At 56.7% G+C, this 24854-nt stretch carries 14 protein-coding genes; 2 read left to right on the top strand and 12 right to left on the bottom strand.

The window, feature by feature from the left end; all coding sequences use genetic code 11:
- Positions 1-131 precede the first annotated feature (131 nt).
- The 3 genes from KXG62_RS11370 to KXG62_RS11360 form a co-directional block, all read right to left on the bottom strand.
- Positions 132-938 (bottom strand): AAC(3) family N-acetyltransferase, encoded by an 807-nt coding sequence (locus KXG62_RS11370; protein WP_218092081.1) that lies wholly within the window; start codon positions 936-938, stop codon positions 132-134.
- A 281-nt stretch (positions 939-1219) separates the two neighbouring features.
- Positions 1220-4174 carry a hypothetical protein gene (locus tag KXG62_RS11365; RefSeq protein WP_218092080.1) on the bottom strand — a complete coding sequence of 985 codons (2955 nt, stop codon included), beginning with the start codon at positions 4172-4174 and terminating at the stop codon, positions 1220-1222.
- Between the two features lie 206 nt (positions 4175-4380).
- Entirely contained in the window at positions 4381-7044 is a 2664-nt protein-coding gene (locus tag KXG62_RS11360) for a glycoside hydrolase family 2 protein (RefSeq protein WP_246627399.1), read from the bottom strand.
- A gap of 266 nt (positions 7045-7310) precedes the next feature.
- Between KXG62_RS11360 and KXG62_RS11355 the strand changes: the two genes are divergently transcribed.
- A complete protein-coding gene (locus tag KXG62_RS11355) occupies positions 7311-8243 on the top strand; it encodes an ArsR/SmtB family transcription factor (RefSeq protein WP_218092078.1) in 933 nt (310 codons plus the stop codon).
- 187 nt (positions 8244-8430) lie between these two features.
- Here the strand turns inward: KXG62_RS11355 and KXG62_RS11350 are convergent, their stop codons facing one another.
- Positions 8431-11034: a winged helix-turn-helix domain-containing protein gene (locus KXG62_RS11350; RefSeq protein WP_218092077.1), complete on the bottom strand. Its 2604-nt coding sequence runs from the start codon at positions 11032-11034 to the stop codon at positions 8431-8433.
- A gap of 313 nt (positions 11035-11347) precedes the next feature.
- On the opposite strand from KXG62_RS11350, the gene KXG62_RS11345 reads away from it, so the two are divergent.
- Entirely contained in the window at positions 11348-12985 is a 1638-nt protein-coding gene (locus KXG62_RS11345) for an RNA polymerase sigma factor (RefSeq protein WP_218092076.1), read from the top strand.
- A gap of 90 nt (positions 12986-13075) precedes the next feature.
- On the opposite strand, the gene KXG62_RS11340 is transcribed toward KXG62_RS11345, so the two are convergent.
- The 8 genes from KXG62_RS11340 to KXG62_RS11305 all read right to left on the bottom strand — a co-directional run bounded on the left by KXG62_RS11340 (position 13076) and on the right by KXG62_RS11305 (position 24469).
- Positions 13076-13489, bottom strand: coding sequence for a DUF4395 domain-containing protein (locus KXG62_RS11340; protein WP_343223462.1), 414 nt, complete (start codon positions 13487-13489; stop codon positions 13076-13078).
- A gap of 25 nt (positions 13490-13514) precedes the next feature.
- A complete protein-coding gene (locus tag KXG62_RS11335) occupies positions 13515-15896 on the bottom strand; it encodes a DNA topoisomerase 3 (RefSeq protein WP_218092075.1) in 2382 nt (793 codons plus the stop codon).
- 255 nt (positions 15897-16151) lie between these two features.
- The gene (locus KXG62_RS11330) at positions 16152-17015 is read right to left on the bottom strand and encodes a carbohydrate ABC transporter permease (RefSeq protein WP_246627404.1); all 864 of its coding nucleotides are present in this window, start codon (positions 17013-17015) and stop codon (positions 16152-16154) included.
- 59 nt (positions 17016-17074) lie between these two features.
- On the bottom strand, positions 17075-17974 hold the full coding sequence (locus KXG62_RS11325) for an ABC transporter permease (protein WP_218092074.1): 900 nt from the start codon (positions 17972-17974) through the stop codon (positions 17075-17077).
- Between the two features lie 80 nt (positions 17975-18054).
- On the bottom strand, positions 18055-19629 hold the full coding sequence (locus KXG62_RS11320) for an extracellular solute-binding protein (RefSeq protein ID WP_218092073.1): 1575 nt from the start codon (positions 19627-19629) through the stop codon (positions 18055-18057).
- Between the two features lie 156 nt (positions 19630-19785).
- Positions 19786-22071: a helix-turn-helix domain-containing protein gene (locus tag KXG62_RS11315; protein ID WP_218092072.1), complete on the bottom strand. Its 2286-nt coding sequence runs from the start codon at positions 22069-22071 to the stop codon at positions 19786-19788.
- A gap of 47 nt (positions 22072-22118) precedes the next feature.
- Positions 22119-23438 (bottom strand): neutral/alkaline non-lysosomal ceramidase N-terminal domain-containing protein, encoded by a 1320-nt coding sequence (locus KXG62_RS11310; protein WP_218092071.1) that lies wholly within the window; start codon positions 23436-23438, stop codon positions 22119-22121.
- Between the two features lie 5 nt (positions 23439-23443).
- Complete coding sequence (locus tag KXG62_RS11305) at positions 23444-24469, bottom strand: Gfo/Idh/MocA family protein (RefSeq protein ID WP_218092070.1); 1026 nt, start codon at positions 24467-24469, stop codon at positions 23444-23446.
- Positions 24470-24854: the final 385 nt, after the last annotated feature.

The raw sequence follows: 24854 nt of genomic DNA, 5'->3' as shown, positions 1-24854 counted from the left end.
ATAAGCGCAGAGCACTCCAGCCGCACTTCGGAACAAGTGCAGATGAAGTGCTCTTTTTCGTTTCCAATCGCAAATCCATCGCTAGTCATGAGACTGCGCCAAATCCATTTTATCGGCGAAGTCCTTCCATGTTATGTTCGATGCCGCTCCATCCACCGCACAGCATAGTCGACAAGCGCGCGCTGCGGCATCAGCCTCGCCGTCGCTCCCCCGACTTGACCGATTGTGACGGAAGCGCATTCGCGTTCGAACGCTTCGCCGATCGCCACAAAATCATCGGAATCATACTCGATGTCGTCGAAATGAACCCATGCTCTCGCGCCGTCCACATGGATGGGAGCGCCCAGCACCGTTTGCTTTTTTGCCGGATAGTCAGCCCGGTATTCCGCCAGATGCAGCGAGGTGTTTTTGTCATGATGTACGCCGAGCAGCAGCACCCATCCGTCGGCGTCGTATAGGCGGGCGAGCGGCGAACGCTCGCCCAAGCCGTGATCCGGCGAATGGCCGCTCGTGATGTTCGCCGCATGCGGACCGCGGGCCGCGAACGAAACCTGGGGATGACCGCTTCGCAGCACACCGTGCTGCTTGCGAAAGCATTCCGCGACCATTCCCATCCCGCTTGTCGGCGTAAGCTGCGGATCGTACGCTGGCATTTCGTCGCGAATCATGTTCCACCACGCCTGCGGAACCGGCGGATTCTCCCATTGCGCGGGATCCGACAAGTCGCAGTTATGTGCTGGCATGACCAATGTGCCCTTCTCGCCAAGCGCTTGCTGCAGCGCCAGCACAACGGCGACAGGACCCCCTACGACCCATCGTCCTAACGATGAAAGCGACGAATGGACGATCAGCACCATGCCTTCCTTGACGCCTAGCGTGCGCAAGTCGTTGGCAAGCGATGACGTTGTCGCCGGCCATACCGCTTCGTTGATCTGCATTGCGAAGTGTCCTCCTGTTTTCGAATTCATATGATGTAGAGTCATGCCACTCGCTGACATTGTACCATCCCCGTCAACAAGGCACACCGGATCGTTCGAGTTGCACTGATTTTTTCCGCCGGGAGCTCCACGATCCAAGTACAGCCCGTACTGACAATGCATGAAAAAACACATGCCTCCGCCTTACGACAGAAACATGCGTTATCTCGTGAGCGAGTAAATGCCGGTTCGCCCTGGGGGCCTCTAACTTGAACGTGTCGGCCGACGTCCTCGCCTCCTGGTCACATCCCTGCGTAGCTTACATGTACATCGAGCGTAATGTAAGCGTCTGCCGGCAAGCCGGAAGCGACACCTGCGATTCGAACCGCGATCCGGTCCCCGGCGTCGAACGACGGACTGCCGGGAAAGGCCGCCATCAGCGGATTAGCGGAAGCGCCTGGTCCGGCCATTCCTCCGATCCACAGGGCATCGTTCTTCCACAATTCGAAGGTAAACGTTGCGCCGCTTGCCGGAGCGCTGGCAAACGCGGCATAGCCGGACAACTGACCCGCCCGGGTAAGCACGTAGGCTTGAGCCGGATGATTCTCGGCCCTCTTCATGACAGCGCCTGGCGGCGCAGCCGCAGCATGGTCCGTATAAAAGTGCAGCGTCTCCAGCGTTCCCGCCGGCGAAGTCCACCCTGTGCCATCCCATACGACGAGTTGGCGAAGGTCCGTATCGAAGTAGGCGAAGCCTTTTTCGGAACGGAACGCGGCCGGCTGCGGGCGCTGCGCCGTCGTTCCTTTGCGTCTGGCCATCAGCTCGCTGTCCTCCCCGTGTCGGCTTCGCAGCATGGCGTAAAATTCCGGCTCGACCGGATTCCCGCTCGTGACGAAATAGTCCGTCAGCTCCTTCGAAAGCTTAGTATTCAGATGGTAATACCGCAGCCGGTTGTTCACGTCGATAAAGTCGCAGCGTGCGAGCAGATCGGGCCGCGGCACGCCGTCCAGCACCGGCGCATGAATGGTGGAGTTGACAAAATAGGTGCCGAGCTCGGTCGAGAGATAATACAGGCTCTTCCCATCGTCCAGCGCGTCGGCCTTAATATCGCACTGATCCAGCTGAATGCGTCCGCGCATCGGCCCGCCTTCGTAAGCGTCGATGCAGTTGACGACGCTGCGGCTGATGCAGACGTCGGCGATCCCGCCTTTGAAATGGCCGAAAAAGTCCCCCACCTGCACGAAGTCGATCTTCGGATATAAGGCGTACTCGTCCTCATAGGCCCCGGTATAGAGCGCATTGATCAGGAAGTTGACGTGCGTCGACGCTTGAGAAGCTTGTGCCGGTACTTTCTCCCCATGAATATTTTCAAAGCGCATGTAGCAGTTCGCTTTCACCCGCTGACCGTCCATGCCGCCGGGCCTGCCCAGATGCAGGCTGTACGGATTCGGGATTTGCAGCAGCCGCACACCCTTCTCGCGCCCGCTGACCCCGACATTGCGAAATTCCAGCTGATACGGGAAAAATACCCGCGCACCGGATGAAGTGATTTTGGAAAACGACGCGATCCGCATCAGCTGCGCCTTGCCCGTCAAAGCGGCCAAGCCGGTATAATCGAATGTAAAGTCTTCCACCCGAATCGTTCTACCGTAGCCGATCGGATACTTGTAATCGAAATTCTGCGGGTTGAAATCGAGCGCAATCGCATCCGTCGCCCCGTTCTCGACCATCAGGCGGCAGCTGCGCAGGCGAATGTGGCCGTCCCACTTCGCGCCGTAATCTTGACGGAAGCTGATAAACTGATTGCCGAAGCGCCTCGTATTCTCGATAAACAGGTCGCCGCCTCCGGTAAGCGTAAACCCTTTGTACCCGATCTCCGAGTCTTTGACATACAAATTCCAACAATGGAAATGAACGTCGACCCGATTCAATCGGCAGTTCTCGATGCGGAAGTTTTTGAACAGGTTCGTGCCGAATACGCCCCAGTGCACCCATGACCCTTCCGCCGTCACGTTGCGGAACGTCGTGTTCAGCGTCCGGCTGCCGCCGATCCCGTATGTACCTTGAGCCACATCCCGCGCCGTTCCATCCCGGTCTTTCTCCCAAGGAATGAGCCGGACATTTTCCAGCAGCACGTCGAATACCCGGCTGAACTGATAAAAGCCGTTGCGCGGGTTCATGGAAACGTCCGCTTTCCCCGGCGCCAGACCGACCCACTGATTGCGAATGATCGTCCGGCTGCGCTCCACTTGAAAGCCGTTGTAGAAGTAGCCTTGGTACGTTTCGCCGGGATTGTCGCCGGTCAAATAAAACGTGCCGCCCTCAATGGTCAAATAGCTGTCGTCGCACGGGTAGGCCGCCAGCTTCGTATAATTGTTGAACGTCCACGCGATATCGCCAACGATCTTGCCGTGCTCCTCGACGTAAAAAAACTCTTCCTTGCTCCACCCCGTATTGCCTGCGTAACCGGCGCGTATGCCGATCCGATCCTGCGCGTCTTCGATAAATACGAGGCAGTTTTTATATTCCGCCAGTTGATTAACGATCATGTTGCCCGGCTTCATGCGCGACAAGAACGCGGCTTTCGTCGCTTCATCGAACTGAATGGTGATCGGCGCATGGCGGCTTTTCACCCGGAAGCGAGGGTTCGTTCGATTGTTGAAGCTTTCGTCGATATGTATCTTCGTCTGCCCCAAGCTTACGCTTGTCTGGATGACGATTTCGTTCGTCGCCTTGATCCAGTATTGGCCGGACTCGCATACGACGGGCAGCCCGCGGTCGTTCGCGAATTGATGTGCCTTCTTGATCTGAACGCCGTCGTCGTTCACCCCGTCGCAGACCGCGCCGAACTGCTTGTAATGGATGCTGTCCCTCGGCAGCAGCACCGCCTGCAGGCTGCTCGTCAGCGTGATGACGCTGCCGCCGTCCTCCGCGGACGTTCCTGCGCGAATCACGTAATCCGCCCCGCCGCCGTCACCCGGCTCGAAGTATCCGGCGGTGCTCGCATAGGCACCTTCCGCCAAGCCGGTATCCGCTTTCATAGCTGCAACGGACGAATACAAGAGAAGGTTCTTCGGACCGCTCTCGCTGCCGCCCCCGGTCCCGTAAGTCGATTCAGTCACGGATGCCCCCCACCCCGTTCCGGTAAGCAATGGCTGCGCGGCGATGACCGCTCCTGCGCTGCCGAGTGCCGTCATGAAATCGCGCCTGCTGATCGACGCGGACTTTTTGTCATCTTGGGAGTTTGTTTTGTCCATGCAAAATCACTCCTATTGACGGTAATTTTCCTTAGAGACTCGATGCGAATACGTCTCCCTTTTCACATCCAGCGCTGCAGGCATGTTCCACACATTGTATGCCGTTTCATACACTTTTTTCCACATAAATATTTCCCGTAAAAAGGAAAAGCGAAGTCTAACCACCTCGTAAGCATGGAAAGCTTCGCCTTTGCCTATATTGCCTGTTAGTTGCAGCTTACCAGCAGATCGATCGGATACCGTCCGGCATTGCGGCCGTACAACGCTACGCCGCCTTCATCCGTCCGGATCGTCAGCAGCAGCTTGCGCGTGCGGTCCAGCTTCGCCGCAATGCGGCCGGGAACGCTGACCTTGCACAAATAGCCGTACGAACCCGCTTCCTCCAGCTTGTTCGCTACCGTCTGATAATGCCAGGAGAGCACGCCTCGGCTGTCGGCCGGGTCGTCGGGCAGCAGGAACGACTCGACCGGTTCCCCGTCGATGCACACTTCGATCCGCGACTCGTGGCGTTCCTCGTCTGTCATGTAATACGTATTCGAATTGCGTTCCGTGTGCGCGTCCGCGCCATGCATGAAGGAGATATCCGCCTTGATCTGCACATCGCCTTCGATATTGCGCACGAGGAGCCGCTTGGCGCCGGCTTCGAAATAAATGTCGACGCTGCTCAGGAAGCCTAGCTCCGCCTGATCCGGCAGCGCGATTTCATATTCGAACATCCCCGCTCCTCCCCCGTTCGTCTTATGGCCCTGAATCGCATTCCACTGATACGGGAAGGTTTGCGACTTGAACTGGCCGACCGGGACGCTGATCCGCCGGCTGCTCTCTTCCGCCGCATCGTCATGCGCCTTGCTTCGCACATCGAATGTCGTGAAATTGCGCATTACCGCTTCGCCCTCAAGCGTCGACAGCTTGAGGCCAAGCACTGCGACGGCATCCTGGTCCGGCATACGGACGGTGAGCGGTGCGAGCGGCGACACGCCGTACCCGTTCCACTCCAGCGCGACGCTGCCTTGATCGGCCACCGTGCGCACGCCGAGATCGTCGAACCACAGCTCCCACGACAAGCGCAGCGTCTTCCCGAAATGGCGGTCGTCGAAGCTGGAGCGCAGCAGCGCAACCTGAACGGCGGCGCTGGCATCCACGGTCTGGCAAGGCGGCGCATCGATGACGATAAAGTCCGGGGAATGCAGGTCGGTCAGTGTCATGCCCGGGACGAACGCCTCATAGCCGAACCGTTTCTCCGTTCCGTTCAACCGGTAGTAGCCGTTGAATTCATTAGTGACGTCGCGGAACTCGGTAAACACGAAACCGCACATTTTGTCATGACGGCGGAATTCATTGAGCATGTACCGGTAATGCCACGCGATATCGCTGTCTCCGGCACCGCCTTCGATGCCCCACACATTGCCGCATTCGCTGTTCATGAGCGGAGCGTCGCTCTGGGTGAAGCCTTCGCAGTAGTTGAGCGTCGAGCCGGGGAATGTCTGATCCACGACGCCCTCGACATGCTCCCGTACGATCTCGTATCCGTTTTTATAAAAATGCCATGTATTCAGATCGGACTCGACATGGTCCCAGTTGCACGGCGAGTTATCCTCCACAAGCCGGGTCGGGTCCAGCTGCTTGGCCCACCGGTAGATGTCCCGCACCCATTGCTGCGTCTCCGGCAAATACCGGTTCGCGGGAACCCAGTCTCGCGTCTGGTCCGGCGCCTGGTCGTCCGTCTTCAGCCCCCACGTCTCATTGAACATGACCCACGAAAAAATGGACGGATGATTCCGGTCGCGCTCGATCACTTCGCGCGCTTCACGTTCATACGCCGCACGTGCCGCTTCGTCAGGATTGCCCCAGAAGCAAGGCATATCCTCCATGACCAAGATGCCGAGCTTATCGGCCCAGTACAGCTTGCGCGGCTCTTCCGGCTTGATGTGGATACGGACGAAATTCAACCCGAGCCGCTTCATCAAGTAAATTTCGTCCCGCATCTCCTCATCCGACGGATACGTGAAATACCCTGTAGGATGATACGACTGATCGAGCGTGCCGTTCAAATATACGGGCTTCCCATTCAGCGTTATCCAGCGGTAGCTCCGGTCGCCGAACAGCGCCGTGCCGATCTCGCGGATGCCGAAGTATGTCGACACGGCATCTTCGCCTGCTTCGCTGGCAAGCCGCACTTCCCCTTCGTACAAGCTTGGCGTGTCCGGACTCCAGAGACGCGGCTCGTCGACGGCAAACGACACGCTGATCTCATTCGCACCTTCGCTCAACTGCAGCTCCTCGCTGTGCCGCACCGCTCCATTGTCAAAATCAAAGGCCAGAACCGCTGCGCCCGCTTGCTTCGCTTCGATCGTTGCCGTTACGCTCACGCTGCCGTCGATGCGGGTAGCAAAAGCGGCGGACTTGATGTAGTTGCTGCAGCGGGCTTCCAGCCAGACCGGCTGCCAAATGCCGCGCAGCTCGCCGTAGCCCTGCTTACCGCGTGCCTGGTAGCTGTAATCGCAGTCTTCAGCCCGAACGACGATAACATTGTCCGAACCGGTCCGCCACAGCCCGGTTACCTCGAGCTCGAACGACCCGTAAGCCCCGGCATGCGAACCGGCATGCGTGCCGTTAATCCATACATCGCAGCTGTAGTCCACCGCTCCGAAGCAAAGAAACAGCCTTGAACCTGTTTGTGCGGGAGACCAGCGGATGCCGCGCCTGTACCAACCGGTTCCCTTCTCGTTGCGGCCGATGCCCGAGAGCGGGCTGACCCATGAAAACGGCACGATGATCTGCGCGTCGAACTCGCTTTCCTTCTGCTCCTGCCACAGCTCTTCTTGCCCGTCTGAGCCGGGGTTAAGACGAAATGACCATGCGCCGTTCAAGGATAACCAATCCGCCCGTTCCCAATCGGGCCGCGGGAATTCAGGGCGCGGTGCGCCCGTCGCCGGCAATTCGTGAGTAGGAGTTATCATGGGATGAACACGACCTTTCCTTTTTTTTTCAATTTCATTCTACTCCACACATTGAATAGTTTCAATGTATATTTTTGTTTTTCTATATTTTAAATTCATTATGTTCATATCGTTTTTACAATAACTGCATTTTGGTGTACACTTGAGCTACTATCTACTGACAAGGAAGGATTGACATGAGCGAGTTCAAACAAGAAATGATCCGCTATCCGGCTTCCCGCATTACCGAGATCGGCAAGGCGCTGTCCGGCGATCTGCGCGTACGCATCCTGGAAGCGCTGGGAGACAAGCCGATGAGCGTCTCTCAGCTGGCGGAAGCGCTCGGCGTTACCCAGCCGACGATAACCGTCAACGTGCAAATGCTGGAGCTTGCCGGGCTGATCGTCTCCGCGACGGGCGCCAACCGGGAAAAAATATGCTCGGTCACCTGCAAGTCGATCTTGCTCGAGCTGCCCGTCAAGCCTGGGGACGGTCTCCACCGGATGGAAGAAATTCACATGCCGATCGGCATGTATTCGCGCTGCACCATCCAGCCGACATGCGGGATGGCCGGCAAAGACGGCGCTATCATCGGCTCCATCGACGATCCGCGCGTCTTCTATATGCCCGATCGCATCGAAGCTTCCCTCCTCTGGTTCTCGGGTACGGGCAGCATCGAATATTACTTCGCCAATTCGCTCCCGCCCGGCGTTCCGCTCGACGAGCTGCAGCTGCGGGCCGAGCTATGCTCCGAGGCGCCGAGCTTCCAAATGGCGTGGCCGTCGGACATTACGCTGTACATTAACGACTTGCCGGTCGGCACCTTCCGAAGTCCGGGCGACTTCGGTGACCGCAAAGGAAAGCTGACCCCGGACCGCTGGTTCCACGGCACCGAGTACGGCGCACTGACGGAATGGAAAGTCACCGCCGGCGGCAGCTATATCAACGGCGTTCGCGCTGCGGAGACGACGCTGGCCGATCTGGATTTGAAATATCTCGAACCGATCCTTATCCGTTTTGAAGTCAGCACAGAAGCGGAGTACCAAGGCGGCCTCAACTTGTTCGGCTCCGGGTTCGGGGACTACCCGCAAGATATCGTGCTGTCATTCGTACGGAGCATCGAGCGGTAACGATGGTTTAGACCGTTCCATTAAGACCTGGATTTCGTTCAGCGTACTGCCGTATAGTGTCAAATCACCCGGTTTACGCCAAACAAGCCTGCGCCGTCCAAAGACGATGCAGGCTTGTTTGATTGCCGTTATGAGATGCCCGAGATGCTTACATTGCAACGATAAGCCCGGCCATCCCGATTCGCGTTTATTCGAATAGCTCCAGCGCTTGAGCTTTTAGAATTGCTTGCGTGCGCGATGATACACCGAGCTTGCTGTAAATGCGGGACAAATACACTTTTACCGTTCCCTCCGTTAAATACAGTTCCTTGGCGATTTGCTTGTTGGAGTCGCCTTGACGCAGCCGCTCCAGCAAATTCATCTCGCTGCGGGTTAACGGCTCCACTAACACCGCCGCGGCCGAAGCGGGTCTGGCCTCGGGAAATTGTTCGATCAGTCCGCCAACATATTCACCCGAAACGCCAGACAAGTCCGCTACCTTGCTGTCGGAAGAAGCATGACCCGCGAAGCGCAGCCGGGCATAGTGCTGGAGCAAGTCAGCCATACGCTCGCCTTCATCTACAAATATGCGGAGGTAGCGGTTCGCCTCACCAATCGCCAGCGCTTCATCCAGATGCCGGAGAGCGGAGGCCCGATGGTCCAGCTGCATCTCCGCCAGCGACCGAAGCACTGCGATTTCCGCAATGTCGGACACGCATCGTTCCCTTACGCATAAAGGCCGGAGCAGCCCAAGAAGCCGCAGCGCCTCCGCCTCCCGGCCCATCCGCAAAAGCAGCCGGGCAAGCACCATGTATTCGAAAGCCCGATCAAACGTTGGCTTGTCGCCCGGGAACAGATGGAGCAGCCTTAATCGTTCATCCGCACGATCCAGAGCCCCTTCCATCATATCCAAGCGCGCCAGAAAAGCCTGCAGCGGCGAAGTCCACGCATATTCCTCCCATGCACGCACGGTCTCCTCTGCCGCCTCGATCGTTTCCCTCGCCAACTGCGTATCGCCCGCAGCTAAGCGCACTCTCGCGTACGTGATACGGCTCGGAACGTACAAGCCCGGAATTTTCCGGTTGCGTCCCACTTTCTCCGTTCGGGCAAGCAACGAATCGCATTCCCCGAACCGGCCCCATTCGTAGCATCCTTCGGCAACCGATTGAAGCACATACTGCGTAATGAGCGCATCATGCCATCCACGCGATTCGAGCATCGAGATAAACCGAGAAACGATTCCCTCCGCTTCCGGAGGCAGCGCCCCTTTAAAAGAAAAATCGGTTCGACGCACGAGGGGCTCCGTACGGTTGTAATTGAAATTGTAAAAAACCGGACTTTCCGGAAGCATCTCCGGAATACGATCCGCATATTCGTACCAATCCTCGAACCGCCCGCTGGTAAACGCCAAGTTGGCGCGAACGAAAAACAATCCGCTGCGGATCGGCCCTTGCTCGTCTTCCGGGGCCAATTCCGCGCGGCGTTCCAGCGAGGCTAGTCTCGCTTCGGCAAGGTCGAATTGTCCTGACACAGCAAGTAGAAACGCGTTAAGCAGCTGCAACTGCGGCGCAAGAAGCTCCGGCTCGGGAAGCGCGCCGAACCAGCGCAGCAATGTCGCGAATTGTCCCCGCTGCAGCACCGAAACGATGTTCGATTCCAGCAGTAGTTCCACCAACCGATAATTTTCCGCGGCGATCGCATGATCGGTCGCTTCGTCGAGCAATTTTCTTTCCGCAAACCGGCGGGCTGCCGCATCATGAAGCTGCAACCAACGCGCTTTGCTGCTGCGCTTCAATTCATTTTGCAAAAAATCGGCGAAAAGATGGTGATATCGGTACCACTGTCCGAAATCGTCAAGCGGGACGAGAAAAAGCTGGAGACGTTTCACCCGAAAGAGCAGCTCCGCACAGTCCGATCGCCCTGTAAAAGCTTCGCACAACTCCGCATCCATCCGCTGAAGAATCGAAGTTTCGAGCAGAAATTCGCGCAGTTCCCGATCCAGCTCGCCGAACACCTCCTGGAACAAATCATCCGACAGCATCGGATGATGTCCCGAAAACCGTTCGAGAAAGGCGTCTATGTTCCGATGATGCCGAAGCACGATCCCGAGCAGCTGCAGACCGGCAACCCAGCCTTCCGTGCTTCTCATCAGTCTTTCCACTTGATCTCCGGTTAATGGAATAAGCGCTACGTCCCGGTAAAACGAAATCGCCTCGTCCTCGGTAAACAAAAGCTGCATGGCCGAAACTTCCGCCCGCTCTCCTCTTGCGTTCCATTTCGAAGCCGGGAATGGGAGCTCCGTGCGGCTCGTGATCGCTACGCAGACGCGGTCAGGCAAATAATCGATAAAATATGAAAGACTGTCATGAATGGCAGCATCGCGAATGACATGATAATCTTCCAGCAGAATGATCGTCGGTTCAGCCAGGGCTGCAAGCTCGTTGATCATGGCATCGATCATGGTATGCAGCGATACGTTCGGGAACGATTGGACCAGAGCTATGACGGCACTTGTCTCGATTGAAGGCACGCCCACGCCAAGAGCTTGAATAACGTAGCGCCAAAAACGGGTAGGATCGTTATCCGACGCGTCAAGCGACACCCAGGCCAGATGCGCCGATTCCCGGCGTGCCCATTGACTGAGCACCGTCGTCTTGCCGGAGCCTGCCGGCGCGCAGACGGACACAAGCCGGACTCGCTCAGCGACCGTAGGCAGCGTATGCAAAATATGGCTGCGCTCCACCTCTTTGCCCGGCGGCGCAGGTGGTTTCGTTTTGGTCATCAGCATAACGGCATCAAACGGTTGCGGCATCCTGGTTCTCCTCAATGTTCGGTATCGTATGCTTTTCATTATACATGAATTTCCTGCAGCTGGTTTGGGGGCTGCCCGTTTCGCGGCGGCATGATATCGGGTAGCGGCGGATTTTCAACCTTGCCGACCCTTCTTTCACCATTCAACATTTTGAATGCAGGAGATCGCCGGCCATTCAGCCAATAATGAATCGATAGAGAATGCGTGCCTCCTTTCTCTTGACTGGGATGAACAATAATTTTTTCAAAAATAGGCCAACCTTTATCCGCTTTTCCCCACTATATAGATGATCGATCACGCAAGGAGGTCTCGAATGAGCGCTCATTCCGCCATCGATATGACAGAAACGATCCAACCCTATACGAAGCCCGTCTTCGGCTTTGCTTTGAACCGGCTGGGGAATCGCCAAGAAGCGGAGGATCTCGCACAAGACATTTTGCTGCAGCTGCTCAAGTCCTTGAATGCCGGTGTGGACATTCGCCAGCTGGACGCTTATGTGTGGACGGTTGCGCGCTATACCTGGGTACACTGGGTGAAGAAAAAGTCGGGTCAGCTGCAGCATCTTGAAATTAACGGCATGACTGACTTATTATCCGAGGAAGGCCCGGAACCGCTGCAGCAGCTGGTCAACAGCGAAACTTACCATACGCTGCGCCGGGAGCTGACCTATTTGTCCGGCTTGCAGCGGCGCATCACGGTCATGCATTATTATGACGGCATGAAGCAGCAAGAAATTGCCGATAAGCTGAGCATTCCGCTCGGTACCGTAAAATGGCATCTGCATGATGCCAGAAACGAAATAAAGAAAGGAATGGAACGTGTGACCCGTGGACATTTAAGTGTCAGCCCGATTCAACTGACCCGTATGGGATACAGCGGCCGACCCGGCAAGCTTGGAGAAACTTGGCATTTTCTCAAACGCAACCTGACGCAAAATATCGTGTACGCCATGTATCATAAGCCGATGAGCGTGAACGAACTGGCTGTGGAGCTCGGCACGCCGGCTCATTTTATTGAAGACGAAGTTGCACATCTCGCGGAGTACGGGTTTATTACCGAAACAGCAGCCAAGAAATACAGGACGGACTTCATTATCCGCGATCATTCCCGCGAGCAGTTGCAATGCACGCACAAGCTGTACAAAGAATGTGCCGCTCACATTGCCGAGCTGCATTTTGACGCGATCATGGACGTTCAAGATCAGATTGAACAATCCGGGCTCTTATACCCGGAGAATGACTTTAACTTCCTGTTGTGGACGCTGCTCCCCAAAAATATCGAGGAGCAAGCAAGCCGGCTTGGCCGATTGGGGCCGCCCGCCGCAAAAGTCGTTCCGCTCAGGAAAGACGGAGGCCAATATATTGCTTATGCGGAGCTGAAAAGGGATCCGTTCCCGGATCTTGGATTCGACCCGCAGCCTTATTGGAGAAACGGGCCAATGGATCGCATCGACAGAGGAAATTTGTCCATATGGCGGTTCGACACATTCTGGAGCGACCGCGACGGAGGCTGGAAAAACTTTACTCCCGGTGAAGTAGAGTTATGCCGCCGCTTTTGGAAAGGCGAGCTGCCGGAAAATGACGCGCATGTAGAGGATTACGCGCTGCTGCTCTCAAAGCAGTATCTTCTCAAAACCGCTAAGGGGTATACGTTCAACGCCGTTCTGGTCGACCGTCCCGAGACGCTCCGGCACATCCATACGGTCATTCCAGACTTGTCCCCTGCCTACGCCCCTGCGATTACGAAACTGTACGAACAATCGCTGCACATTGCCATGCAGGGCCAGCCGAAACATCTTGAACCGCAAATCGCCTATATGACCTGGATCAACTCCGCAGGCGGAGCGCTCATCGCTTATATACTGAAGCATCTAGTGGATCAGGGAAAACTGCGCGAACCGCTGCCTGAACAACGGAAAACAATCACCATGCTGATGGGGAAGCTCAAATAATCGGACCCTTATGATAGACTGGTTAAAAAAAGTCCTGACAGGCGTAAGCCCGTCAGGATCGATTGTCCGTTCTCAGATAGGTTTGGATAGCTAGCGGCGGCGCAGACGTTTGAACTGGTAGTACAGGAAGCATCCGACGCAATAGCCGCAGATCGCGACGAACGCGGCCAGCGCAACCATGCCTGCGAACACGTAGCCGATCCAGCCGTCCGGATTCACCCAGAAGCACAGGATCGAGATCGTCAACAGAGCAACCGCGATCGCATTGTTAAACCGCTGGAGCTCGCTGGATTCGGTCTGCGCTCCCGCAATGCGGCTTCGCAGCAGCGGAGCGGCGAGCTGGACGATCAGATTGCCGCGCATTCCCTGCCATAGCCCCAGCACCTGAATGGCCCACAGCGCCACCAGAATGACCGGCTGCTGCAAAATAATCGACAACAAGATTAAAATGACCATACCGGCCTGATTGGCGCGAACATATGGAATCGGAATTTCCTTCATCATGCATCCCCCTCGTGATCCGGCCGTTCTAGGACTTCATCGGCTCCAGCTTCAGTTGACCCGTACTGCGATCCTGCAGCACAAGGCAGCCTTCCACCGCTCGGCCCTGGCTGTCCTGAAGCTGCATCTGCGCCGTACGGCCATGCCGGAGCAGGGAGCTTATGTCAGCTTCGCCCAGCGCTGCGCCGAAGCTGTCTTTCCAGACGACAAAGCCGCATCCGGCTTTGTACTCGCTGCAGCCGTAGCCGCGCCGGCCGCGAATAATATGCCCGCGGCAGCCTGCGCGCGGGCACGGCCCGATCGGCGCGTGCGCTGTCACCGCGCCGGTAGACCCGCCCGCGCGCGGAACCGGCGCCGGGCTGACTGCCGCGGCCGCCGGCTCCGCCTGGCGGCCTGTTGCCGCTGCGCGGCTGCCGGCGGCGGCGCGCTTCGTCTTGGCGGCGCCCGGCGCCGTCGCGGCTTGGCTGCCGCCTTCCTTCGCCGACTTGGCCGCAGCGCCGGCGCGCTTGCGGCGAGGAGCGGGCGCCGCCGCCTCGCCCTCGAACGCCTGCTTCGCCGCGCGCGCCTGCACCCGCACCTTCTCCACGATGAGCGCGGCGAACTTCTTGACGTTCTGCATGAACGTGTCGTCGGATGCCGAGCCGCGGGCAATCTCGTTAAGCCGCCGCTCCCAGTGCCCGGTCATCTCCGGCGAAGTGAGCAGCTCGACACCCGCGCCGCGGATCAATTCGACTGCGGTGCGGCCTTTTTGCGTCATGGCGATGCGCTTGCCCTGCATGACGACATAGCCGACCTGCTTCAGACGCTCGATGACGGAAGCGCGCGTCGCCGGGGTACCGAGGCCCGAATCTTTCATCGCGTCGCGAAGCTCCTCATCCTCGATCTGCTTGCCCGCGCTTTCCATCGCTTTAAGCAGCGTCCCTTCGGTGTAAGCCTTCGGCGGCTGCGTTTCCTTTTCCTTCGCCGCGCTGTCCTTGCAGTGCACCGGCTGCTGCGAATCAAGCGAGAACGGCGCGCTGGTTTCCTCTTCCGCCGCCTCCTCGCCGTCGTCCGCTTCTTGATTCTGCTTCGTCCCGCGGCTTTTCGCAGGCTTCTCCTTCGCCTTCGACGAATCGGCGTAGATCACTTTCCATCCGAGGTCGAGCAGCTGCTTCACCGTGCTCTTGAAACGCTCTCCTTCGGCTTCCGTGACAACGGTGTGAACCTTGTAGGAAGCGGCCGGATAAAAATGCGATAGAAAGCGGCGTACGATCAGGTCGTACAGCTTTTGCTCGTCCGGCGGCAGCGCCCCCGGCATTTTGTGCGTCGGCAAAATCGCATGATGATCTTCGACTTTGGCCGGATTGCATACCGCTTTATTGTTTTTATGCACAAACTTGCGCTCCGCGTTTTGCACAAGGGGCGCATAGTCGGTACGGGCGAGCTGATCGAGCGTCCGGTGCATCTCGGGGATGTTTTGCTCCGTGACGTAATTCGAGTTCGTCCGCGGATAGCTGATCGCCTTGTGCTTCTCGTACAGCGCCTGAGCCAAGTCCAGCGTCTTTTTGGCGGAAAACCCGAACTTGGCATTCGCTTCCCGCTGCAGCAGTGTCAGGTCGTACAGCTTGAACGGATACTCCTTCGTATCCTTCACCTCGTACGATTCAATCCGTCCGGTTTTGCCCCGAACCTTATCCGCCAGCGCTGCCGCCTTCTCGCCGTCAGTCAGCTTGTCTCCCTGCCACAAGCCGCGATAGACGGTCTCCCCCTGTTCAAACCAAGCCTCCACTTCATAAAACTTGCTTGAAGTAAAAGCTTCGATCTCCTTTTGCCGGTCATACAGCAAAGCCAGCACCGGCGTTTGCACGCGGCCGACCGACAGCAGCTCGTTATGCTTGGTCGTAAACGCGCGCGAGCCGTTCATGCCGATGAGCCAGTCCGCTTCGCTGCGGGCTTTGGCCGCCCGGGTCAAGTTATCGAACTCCGAACCGTCCTTCAGCTCCGCAAAGCCCCGGCGGATCGTTTCCGGCGTCAAATCGGAAATCCACAGCCGCTTGACGGGATGCTTCAGCTTCAAGTGCCGTTGAATGAGCGAGAAAATATGCTGCCCCTCCCGCCCGGCATCGCATGCGTTGACAAGCGCCCCGGTGCGTTTGGCCAGCTCGGCGATCACCTTCAGTTGATCTTTCGTCCTCGGGTTCGGCACCAGCTTGAACTGCTCGGGCACGATCGGCAAATCGTTGAAATTCCATTTCTTGTACCGGTCATCGTAAGCATCCGGCTCGGCAAGCCCGATCAAATGCCCGATCGCCCAAGTAATAATGTACGTTTCTCCTTCGATGTATGTGCGGTGATTTTTAGCTTTCGGGTCGATCGCAGCGGCAATGTTGCGGCCCATGTCCGGCTTTTCCGCGATAATCAATGTCTTCATGTTTCGATCTCTCTCCTGTTTCAACACGCGATATATCGTCCGCAACGTATAAGCGTTACTGATATTATACCATATCGCCGTTTACGTCCATACGAAAATTCCCGAGAGCATGCCGACAGAGAGCGTTTCGCAAAATGACGTTCCGCGCAATACGCGGTTGTAGGAGATAGAATCTACCGTATTAAGGCCTCGCTATGGATGTGAAGATCCTGGAATCAACGCAATGGGAAAGGTTAGAGAGGTCAGCCGGCCCCCCTACTCCTTCAAGGATCCGACCATAGCGCCCTTGACGAAGTACTTTTGCAAGAACGGGTACACGATCAGAATCGGTGCGGTAGCGAAGAGCGTAATGCCCGCTTTCAGCATTTCCGGGGTGAGCAGGCCGGATAGTTCGGTGGTGCTGGCCACATTGCTGGCTTGCTCCTCAACGATAAGGTTGCGCAGCAGCACTTGCAGCGGAAGCAGGTCTTTGCTGCGTATGAAGATCAGCGCGGCGAAATACGAGTTCCACTGCCCTACCGCATGAAATAGCGCAACCGTGGCGACAACCGGCGCCGACAGCGGGAGCGCAATACGCGAGAATACGCCGAGCTCGCTGCAGCCGTCGATTTTCCCGGCGTCGAACATTTCACTCGAGATCCCTTGGAAGAACGTCTTCATAATAATGACGTTGAAGGCATTAAGCGCTCCGGGAATCATGAGCGCCCACAGCGTGTTTTCCATGCCAAGCCCGCGTACGACCAGGTAGTTCGGGATCAGCGGCGCTGAGAAAACGAAGGTGACGATGATGCCTCGCAGCACCCACCTCCGGCCTTTCATGCTCGGACGCGATAACGAATACGCCAGCGTCAAGGTGAACGCGAGACAAATCAGCGTACCCAAAACCGTAATGTAGACGCTCACGCCCAAGGATTTCCAGATGTTGGCCATCGCAAAAATCGTACGATACACTTCGACATTAAAGCCTTTCGGCCAAAACACGACGAGCTTCGCGTTAGCGTAAACCGGAGCGCTGAGCGATACGGCGGCCAGATGTACGATCGGGGCAATCATCGTCAAACAGAGCATCACAAACATCATGCCGTTCACCAGCGGAAACAAGCGAAGCTTTCTTGGCACCGGCAAAGGCCATCCCTCCTTCCCGTATTCCCGTAGTCCGGCTGCCGAAGCGGCAGCGGTCAATAAATGCTCTCTCCTGTCGTTTTTCGGCTCAGCGCGTTCAGTCCGACCACAAGCAGCAGACCGACCAGCGACTTGAAGATGCCGATCGCCGTCGTCAAGCTGAACTGCGCGCCCAGCAAACCGACGCGGTACACATACGTGTCGATGACTTCCCCGACATCGCGGACGAGCGGATTCAGCAAGATCAGCACCTGCTCCACGTTGGAGTCGAGCACATGGCCGACCCGCAGCAGGAAAAGGACGACGATTGCCGGCAGCAGCGACGGCAGCGTAATCGACCACATTTGACGGAACCGTCCGGCTCCATCCACCATAGCCGCCTCATACAGATTCGGGTTGATGCCCGACAGCGCAGCCAAATAGATGATCATGCCCCAGCCCATTTCCTTCCAAATCCCGATCGAAACGAGAATGCTGCGGAAATATTCCGGCTGCGTCAAATAATCTTTGCCCGGCAGCCCCAACCAGCTCAGTATCGTGTTCAAAAAACCGTCGATCGACAGTAAATTGATAAAAAGGCTTCCCACGATGACCCAGGACAAGAAGTGCGGAAGATAGAGCAGCGTCTGCACCGACCGCTTGAACCAGGCTCTGCGGATTTCGTTCAGAAGCAGGGCCAGCACAAGCGGCGCCGGGAAGCCGAACAAGATCGAATACAAGCTGATAAGCAGCGTATTGGTCAAAATGTGATAAAACTCCGCATACGTAAACATGTTGGCGAAATGCTGGAATCCGACCCAAGGACTGTCCGCAATCCCGGAAAATATGCTGTAATCTTGAAAAGCGATGACGTTGCCGAGCATCGGAACGTATTTAAATACAACAAAGTGCAGAATGCCCGGAAGCGCAATGAGCCATAGCAGCATCGAATCGTTCGAGGTTCGTCTCTTCAGCATGTTCACATCCTCCGTGATCCTCCCCCGGATTCGAATCCGCCAACTGGGCAGCGGCCCAGCCGGCGCACCCGATTCCGAATTTATTTTTTGTGGAAATGGTTGTACCAGTCGGTCGCTTCCTTGATGGCGGCATCGCCGCCTCTGCGCTTCCACTCGGCCACAAATTTGTCGAATGCGGAATCGACATCCTCCTTGCCGAGAGTCACTTTCGCGAACATGTCGAGAAACAGCGTCCCCGCAGCTCCGGTTCCGGGCGCCAGCTCAGGATGGGTTTTCAAGCTTTCCAGCGTCGGCATATGCAGCGCATCGTTTTTGATCACATTGCCCGCCGCTGTCTTGATCCCTTCCTTGATCGCTCCGGCATTCGGAATGACCTCCAGAAGCTTCGGCAGCATTCTACCGTCGCCGCGCGGATTGATCGACAGCTGATAAAATACGGAAGCGTCGTTGTCCTTGTTGGCAGGATCGCTCAAATTCCATATGGGCTTGTTGTTTTCCATCTTGTAGTTGTAATCCTGGATCCCAAGCGCGAAGAACGGCTCCGCCTCGTCCGACCAGGCCCAGTTGAGGAACTTGATCACGTCTTCGGCGCTTTTGTTTTTCGCCGGTACGACCCATACGAAGTAGATTTGATCCGATTGCGGTGAAATCCCTTTGCCCTTCGGTCCTTCCGGCGCGCTGATCATCGATACCTTGGCGTTTTTCTCATTCGCGTAAAACTCGGGGAGCCCCCAGTTGGAATTGTAGTTCGTAACGTCGTGGACCCACATGCCTCCTTTCCCCTGCTTGATGCCGGCCTCCCAATCCGCCGCTTTGTTCGTGAACAGGTTAGGGTTGATGTAGCCTTTGTCGTACAAGCTTTTCCAAAACTTAAGCGCATCCTTGATCTCGGGCTGGATCATGCCGGGCTCCAGCTTGCCGTTCTTGAAATACCATGTCCCCGGCTCCGCGCCGAATTCGGAGAAGAACAGATTGGAATAAATCAGATTCTCGCGGACGTAAAATCCGTATTCATCGTTCGGGTCGCCATTGCCGTTCATGTCTTCTTTTTTGACAGCCTCAAAAAACTTCAAGAAATCATCAACCGTTTTCGGCGTTTTCATGCCCAACTTGTCCAGCCAATCCTGCCGGATGTACACGACGCGGGAAGCCGGAAGCGCCGACAGCGCCGGAATGCCGTAAATTTTGCCATCCTTGCTGACTCGCGGGCTTTTCCATGCTTCTTCGGGGATTTTTTTCTTCAAGTTTTGTCCGTATTTTTCGATCAGCGGGGTTAAATCCTGAAAAACGCCTTTGTCGACCGCCCCCGGGTGCATCGTCGAATTAATGCTGTCGGTCCGAATCACGTCGGGAAGATCTCCGGACGCGAAGCGCACCGTCATCTGTTGGGTGAAGTCGTTTCCGTGGCCCAAAAATTCAAACTTCAAATGGTAACCGGACAGCCTGGACAGCTCCTTGATGTAGCGGTCGTCGTCCTTTACCTGCATGGCGTACTTGGCATTGGCGTGCGAAACCAGGATGTTCAAGTTTTTCGGCGAACTGCCGCTTCCGGCATCCGTCCCGCTTGGCTGCTGGCCGCCACAGCCGGCTGCGACGACGGATGTGAACAGCGATACGGCGAACAGCGAAGCAACCATCTTTTTCGTTCGGATCATCACATTCATGCTCCTTCCGTGTTTCGTCTAGGGAAGCCCCCTTATTACGTAATTATTGGAAACGGCCAGACTTCCGCGCAATTGTCATTTCTTTGGATCGCACACCATAAAAAAGGATCATCAAAATGACAAATACGGATAAACTCGCTGTTCTCCCTAAGCCTGCCGTTTCTCCCTCCGATACTCGCCTGGGGGCAGGTTGTACCGCTGCTTGAACATCCGGTTGAAATTTTGAACGCTCGCATAACCGCTCTTCTCGGCAATCTGCTTGATCGGCAGATCGGTGTGTTCGAGCCATTCCCGCGCCTTGTTCATGCGCAGCTCAAGCACGTACTCGCTGAAATTGAGTCCGGATTCGTCCTTGAACAGCTTGCTCAAATAGGAGACGGACATGCCGAAACGGTCGGCCGCCATCTGCAGCGACAGCTCCTCGCCGATATGCTCCTGGACGTACCGCTTCACCTCGCTAATCGTTTTCGCCTGTTTGGAAACCGCCTCCCGTTCCAGATGCGCCTTTATGGCCGGGAATAGCTCGCCGGCGAGCCACTGCTCCAGCTCGGGCAGTGTACGAAGGTCATGCAGCTTGCCGTAAAAATCGATTCCCATCGCTTCCTGAATGTCGCAGCCGGTCTGCTGCAGCATGAAATCAAGCTCGCCCAGCATGTAAGAGAACAATCCCATGGCGGTTTGCGGCCGAATCGGCGACCGGGGCAGCTCGGCGGCAATTTCCGCAAGCAGCCTCCGCGAATCGACCAGATTGCCGTGCAGTACGTGGTGCACGATCCGCTTCTGCCGCTCCACCGTTTGCCGGTTCAGCCGCAGCAGCGCTTCATCAGCCTGCTCGGCGACAATCGTAATATCGCCGCCCAGAATGAACCGGTGGCCGAGGAGCGCCGCCGCCTCGTCGTAGCCATTGCCGATCTCGGTGAAGCCGGAGAGGGGGCTGGCGATCGCCACGCTGACGGAGAAACGAAAATAAGACCGCACATGCGTCCGGACCTCGTCGGCGTATTCGCGCAGCAGCGCTTTCGCTCCCTCTCCCGCCTCGTCCATGCCGATCAGCAGAATGACGCGGCCGGTCTTGGGCGTAAAACCCAGGCAGAACGGAACGTTGTGGAACGTCTCCTCCATGAGCTTCGGCAGCGCGTAATGAATGAGCGCGCGATCTTTCTCGCGATACATCTGATGGAAGGCGGCCATGTCGTCCGCCTCGGCGACGAGCACGAACACGCAGCTGCCTTTCAGATGGATTCCGGCGTATTCGGCAGCGAGCAGCAGCTCGCGCTCGGACATTTCGCCATTCAGCAGCTGCTGGAAGATGCCCTGACGCATATACGGATACTGCTCGCTTAACCGATTGTTCAGCTGACGGTTCGCATCGGCCAACTGCTCGAGATAAGCACCCAGTCTAGTCAATCCGTCCCCGAGACTCTTCTCGTTTCGGCTGTGCGGCATATGCCGATCGGCGAGGCGCCGAATCGGGAAATACATTCGCCTCGAGAGAGCCGAGGCGATAATCGCCCAGCCGAGAAGCAGGACGCCGGCAATAATCCATGTGCTCAGCCGGATCCGGTCGGACTGGGCCGTCAGTTCCGACATCGGCGTCAAGGCGATGTACGTCCAGCCGTTCAGCGCAGACTTCTGCGCCTGTACCTTGAAGCTCGTCCCGCCGATTTCGAGCGTCCGCATAAAATCGTCAGCCTCCCTAGAGAAGGCAGGAACCACTTCGTCCAGCGTTCTGCCCATCTCTCCCCGCTTCGAACTGAGGACGATCCTCCCTTTCTCGTCCGCGGCGAGCACGCGGGTTCCTCGCCCGTGTTCCGTCGAACCGACGAACCGGAGAAGATCATCCGGACTGACATGGAGTACAAGCACGCCGTCGCCATAACCGGAATGGATCGGCACCGGACGGAACAGCAGCAGATCCGGCTGATCGTCAAACGTATTTGCTGGGACGACGAACGATTCGTTCATGAGCGGCTTCATTTTTTCAAGGATAGATACAAGGCGCATCTGATCGATCTTATCTGAGCCGTACTCGCTTGAATAAATATAATGATTGAACTGCTTGTAAATGATCGACACGTTGTACCGTATCGACGATGTGCTGCGGATGCGCCGAATCGTTTCATTCATTTCGAGCGACGTGTCCAGCTTGTCGATGCCCGGTCCTTCCCGGACCGATTTCTCCACCGCAAGATTGGTGGCGATCGTAATCGAGGCGATCTCCAAGCTTTTCGTTAACTGGCCTAGCTGTACCTGCATCTGGTTCAACATATACCGGTGGTTCTGATCCACCACGCTCTGCATACTGCGCGCAGCGATGAAGGAGGAAAGCAGTCCAATGGTGAGTACCGGAAAAATGCTTAAGCATAAACAATATAGCAGCAGCTTTCGTTGAAACGTCATGTTGGCGAATGTTCGCACCCGCTTGATCAGCACGTCTCTCCCTCCCATTCAATGCAATCCTTTCATTACATGAGCATGGCCTAGTCTCCGTTGTACATGAACGCTCTGGGATCATCCGTTCCGATCAATCGCAGCAATCCGTCGCAAATCAGCTTTTCCAGCGAATCGTCGAACGGAGCAGGCAAACCGAAGTATCGTACCGATTCTTTCGCCTCATAACCGCCTTCCGAAACCTGCAGGGCAGTAGGGATGTAACCGACCATGCCGTTGCTGTAGGCAAGCGGCAAGATACGACCGCCGGACCGCTTTTTCACAAAATCCCCGTATTCCATCACCACTTCGCCATCCAGGGCAAGGAACGACAGCCCGTCTGCGATATGGAGCACGGACAGTTCCAACGGTACGAAGTCGCATAACCGGAACGGTTCATCAAGCAGCAGCGCGCTCCACTGTCCCACAATCCCTTCCTCGTCCTTGAGCGTCTCCAGCTCCTCCCGTTCCGGCATCGGCTGCAGCGGCAGGCGCACAATATCGCTCCGCCATGCCAGCTCGGTTGGAGCAAGCGGCTTCATCGGCCTGCCTAGCACGCGAAGCACTTCTTCCGAGAGCGCGCCGCCCAACCGCTCCACGTCCTCATCGGTGCCTCTGTAAAATGCATCATCGCGAACCAGTGCAGGTCTGATGTCGCCGCAGCAGCCCTGCATGTAGGATGCGATCGCTCCGCCGGCCAAAGCCTCCTCCACCTGTTCCATCGCCACACCCGGAAATTCGGATGAAATGAAGTTGTCCGCCGTCACGGTAGGGTGACACGTATAATGGAAAAGCACGCCCTTGGCCGCTCCGGCGCCGGTCTGAAATCGGAACACGGTTACTTCCGTATCCATAGGTCCATCGGGATGCGGAGCCATCTTGATCGTCTCCTCCACCCGCTTGCGGCGGTTCACGCCGATGCGGCAATCCCCGACACCCCTGTGCACTTGCACCGATTCCAAATTGGACTGCGCTTCCGACACCCCGTCTAACACAAGCCATTCCAGCTGCTTCAAATACGCCGAATCCGGCTTTCCGAGAGACGAGGTAAACATGCCGGTCGTCTGCGGCCCCGAGTGGGTATGGGACGCATGCAAGATGACCGATGCAGGGTCGAATCCCCACCGCTCCAACAAGTTTTGTTTCAAGCTCCGGACGATTTCGGGTCCCCACCAGATGAGATCCGCTTGAACGATCAGCGCCCTGCGCACACCGCTGTCCCCATGCTGCTCAAAAAACCATATCCGTGCATAGAGCCTTCTGCTGATCCCTTCAAAGCTTCCTGTCCGGGACGCAAAACCGGCCAGCTCCAACGGATCCGCGGGGGTAATGTCCACCTTCGCCGTACCCAGGCAAATGTCTCTTCCCATAGCAGCTACTCCTCCCATTGGATTTCGCTGCCCGCGCGCGACGAACGGTATATCGCTTCGATCAGCTGCACGGCCCTTTTGCCATCTGCACCGGTTACCGCAGGCTCTCTTCCTTCCGATAGAGCCGCCAGCAATTCCATGAGCTGCAGCTTGTGATACTGCATCGAGATGTTCCGGGGATCCGCAACCCCGCCCCCGCTGGTCGCGGTATCGATCAATTCCGGCAGTTCCATACCTGGAACGGTCCAATGCGTGATCGCGGTTCCTTCCAATTTAATCGTGCCCTTGTCTCCATACAAATGAAGCGAAGGCGCAAAGCCCGGACGAATGCCGGTTGAGGACATGATCGTGCCGAACGCGCCGCTGCGAAACCGAAGCAGCGCAAGTCCTATATCCTCGGCCTCCATATCGTGGCACATTGTCTCTGTCTTGCCGTAAACGGATTGAACCGGCCCGCCCAGCCACAGCATCAAATCGATCGAATGGATGCCCTGATTCATCAGCGCGCCCCCGTCCTCGGCAATAGTCCCGCGCCATGCCGACGAATCGTAATACGCTTGGGTGCGGAAGTATGGACAGGATACTTCCACCAGCATCAGTTTGCCGATTTTCCCCTCGGAAACAACCCGTTTTACAAGCCTGTGCTGTGCTTCAAACCGCCGCTGGGATACGACGGAGAGGGTGACGCCCTTCTCTTTGGCAAGAAGAATCATGCGATCGGCTTGCTCGGCCGTCATGGCGAGCGGCTTTTCCACCCAAAGATGCTTTCCCGCATTCAGAACATCTAGCCCGATGGTGTAGTGGGACCCGCTGCCCGTGGTCAAACAAACGAGATCCGTTCCAGGATGCCGCAGCAGCTCCGAATAGTCGGTTGTCCAAGCACAGCGTTCCCGTTCCCCGGTCTGGCGCGCCCGATCCTCGCTGCGGCTGGCGACGCCGGTCAGCTCGGCGTTATCCAGTTCGCGAATCGCGTTCAAATGAAATTCACTGACGGCTCCGCAGCCGATAACGGCAATTCCCCAACGTTTCATCGGCCCATCACCTGCCTCGACAGCCAATCCGCCATCTGTGTTCCGTCCATTGCGGTCCCACCTTCGGCAATAGGGTGAATTACGAGACGATTCAGATCCAATGTACGCCCTCCTTTAAATGATATATGTATCATACCTATGCTTAATGAGGAATGAACTCGCAGCGCATGATGCTTACGCGACCTTTCCGGTTCCAAAGCCGGGTTCTCCCCGCTACCATCCTTGCTGTCATGGCTATCTGAGTAACAAACGTATAACTTGTATCGTACCTGTATGATATAGTAATGTATTGACTTTCGTCAAACGTTTTTGCGTGCAATACAGCTCGATCAGGTCCTCAAACATATTCCCCTCTTCCCTGGCTATGTCCGTGCGCTTGCGTCAT

The organism is Paenibacillus solanacearum (genome assembly GCF_910593845.1).
Taxonomy (GTDB): Bacteria; Bacillota; Bacilli; order Paenibacillales; family NBRC-103111; genus Paenibacillus_G; species Paenibacillus_G solanacearum.
Note: the sequence above shows the minus strand (reverse complement) of the source record. Positions and strands in the feature narration are given on the sequence as shown.

Excerpts from the sequence above, each read along its gene's own strand:
- KXG62_RS11370 (WP_218092081.1), bottom strand. The coding sequence starts at position 938 with ATGCAGATCAACGAAGCGGTATGGCCGGCGACAACGTCATCGCTTGCC.
- KXG62_RS11365 (WP_218092080.1), bottom strand. The coding sequence starts at position 4,174 with ATGGACAAAACAAACTCCCAAGATGACAAAAAGTCCGCGTCGATCAGC.
- KXG62_RS11355 (WP_218092078.1), top strand. The coding sequence starts at position 7,311 with ATGAGCGAGTTCAAACAAGAAATGATCCGCTATCCGGCTTCCCGCATT.
- KXG62_RS11350 (WP_218092077.1), bottom strand. The coding sequence starts at position 11,034 with ATGCCGCAACCGTTTGATGCCGTTATGCTGATGACCAAAACGAAACCA.
- KXG62_RS11345 (WP_218092076.1), top strand. The coding sequence starts at position 11,348 with ATGAGCGCTCATTCCGCCATCGATATGACAGAAACGATCCAACCCTAT.
- KXG62_RS11340 (WP_343223462.1), bottom strand. The coding sequence starts at position 13,489 with ATGATGAAGGAAATTCCGATTCCATATGTTCGCGCCAATCAGGCCGGT.
- KXG62_RS11335 (WP_218092075.1), bottom strand. The coding sequence starts at position 15,896 with ATGAAGACATTGATTATCGCGGAAAAGCCGGACATGGGCCGCAACATT.
- KXG62_RS11325 (WP_218092074.1), bottom strand. The coding sequence starts at position 17,974 with ATGCTGAAGAGACGAACCTCGAACGATTCGATGCTGCTATGGCTCATT.
- KXG62_RS11320 (WP_218092073.1), bottom strand. The coding sequence starts at position 19,629 with ATGATCCGAACGAAAAAGATGGTTGCTTCGCTGTTCGCCGTATCGCTG.
- KXG62_RS11310 (WP_218092071.1), bottom strand. The coding sequence starts at position 23,438 with ATGGGAAGAGACATTTGCCTGGGTACGGCGAAGGTGGACATTACCCCC.
- KXG62_RS11305 (WP_218092070.1), bottom strand. The coding sequence starts at position 24,469 with ATGAAACGTTGGGGAATTGCCGTTATCGGCTGCGGAGCCGTCAGTGAA.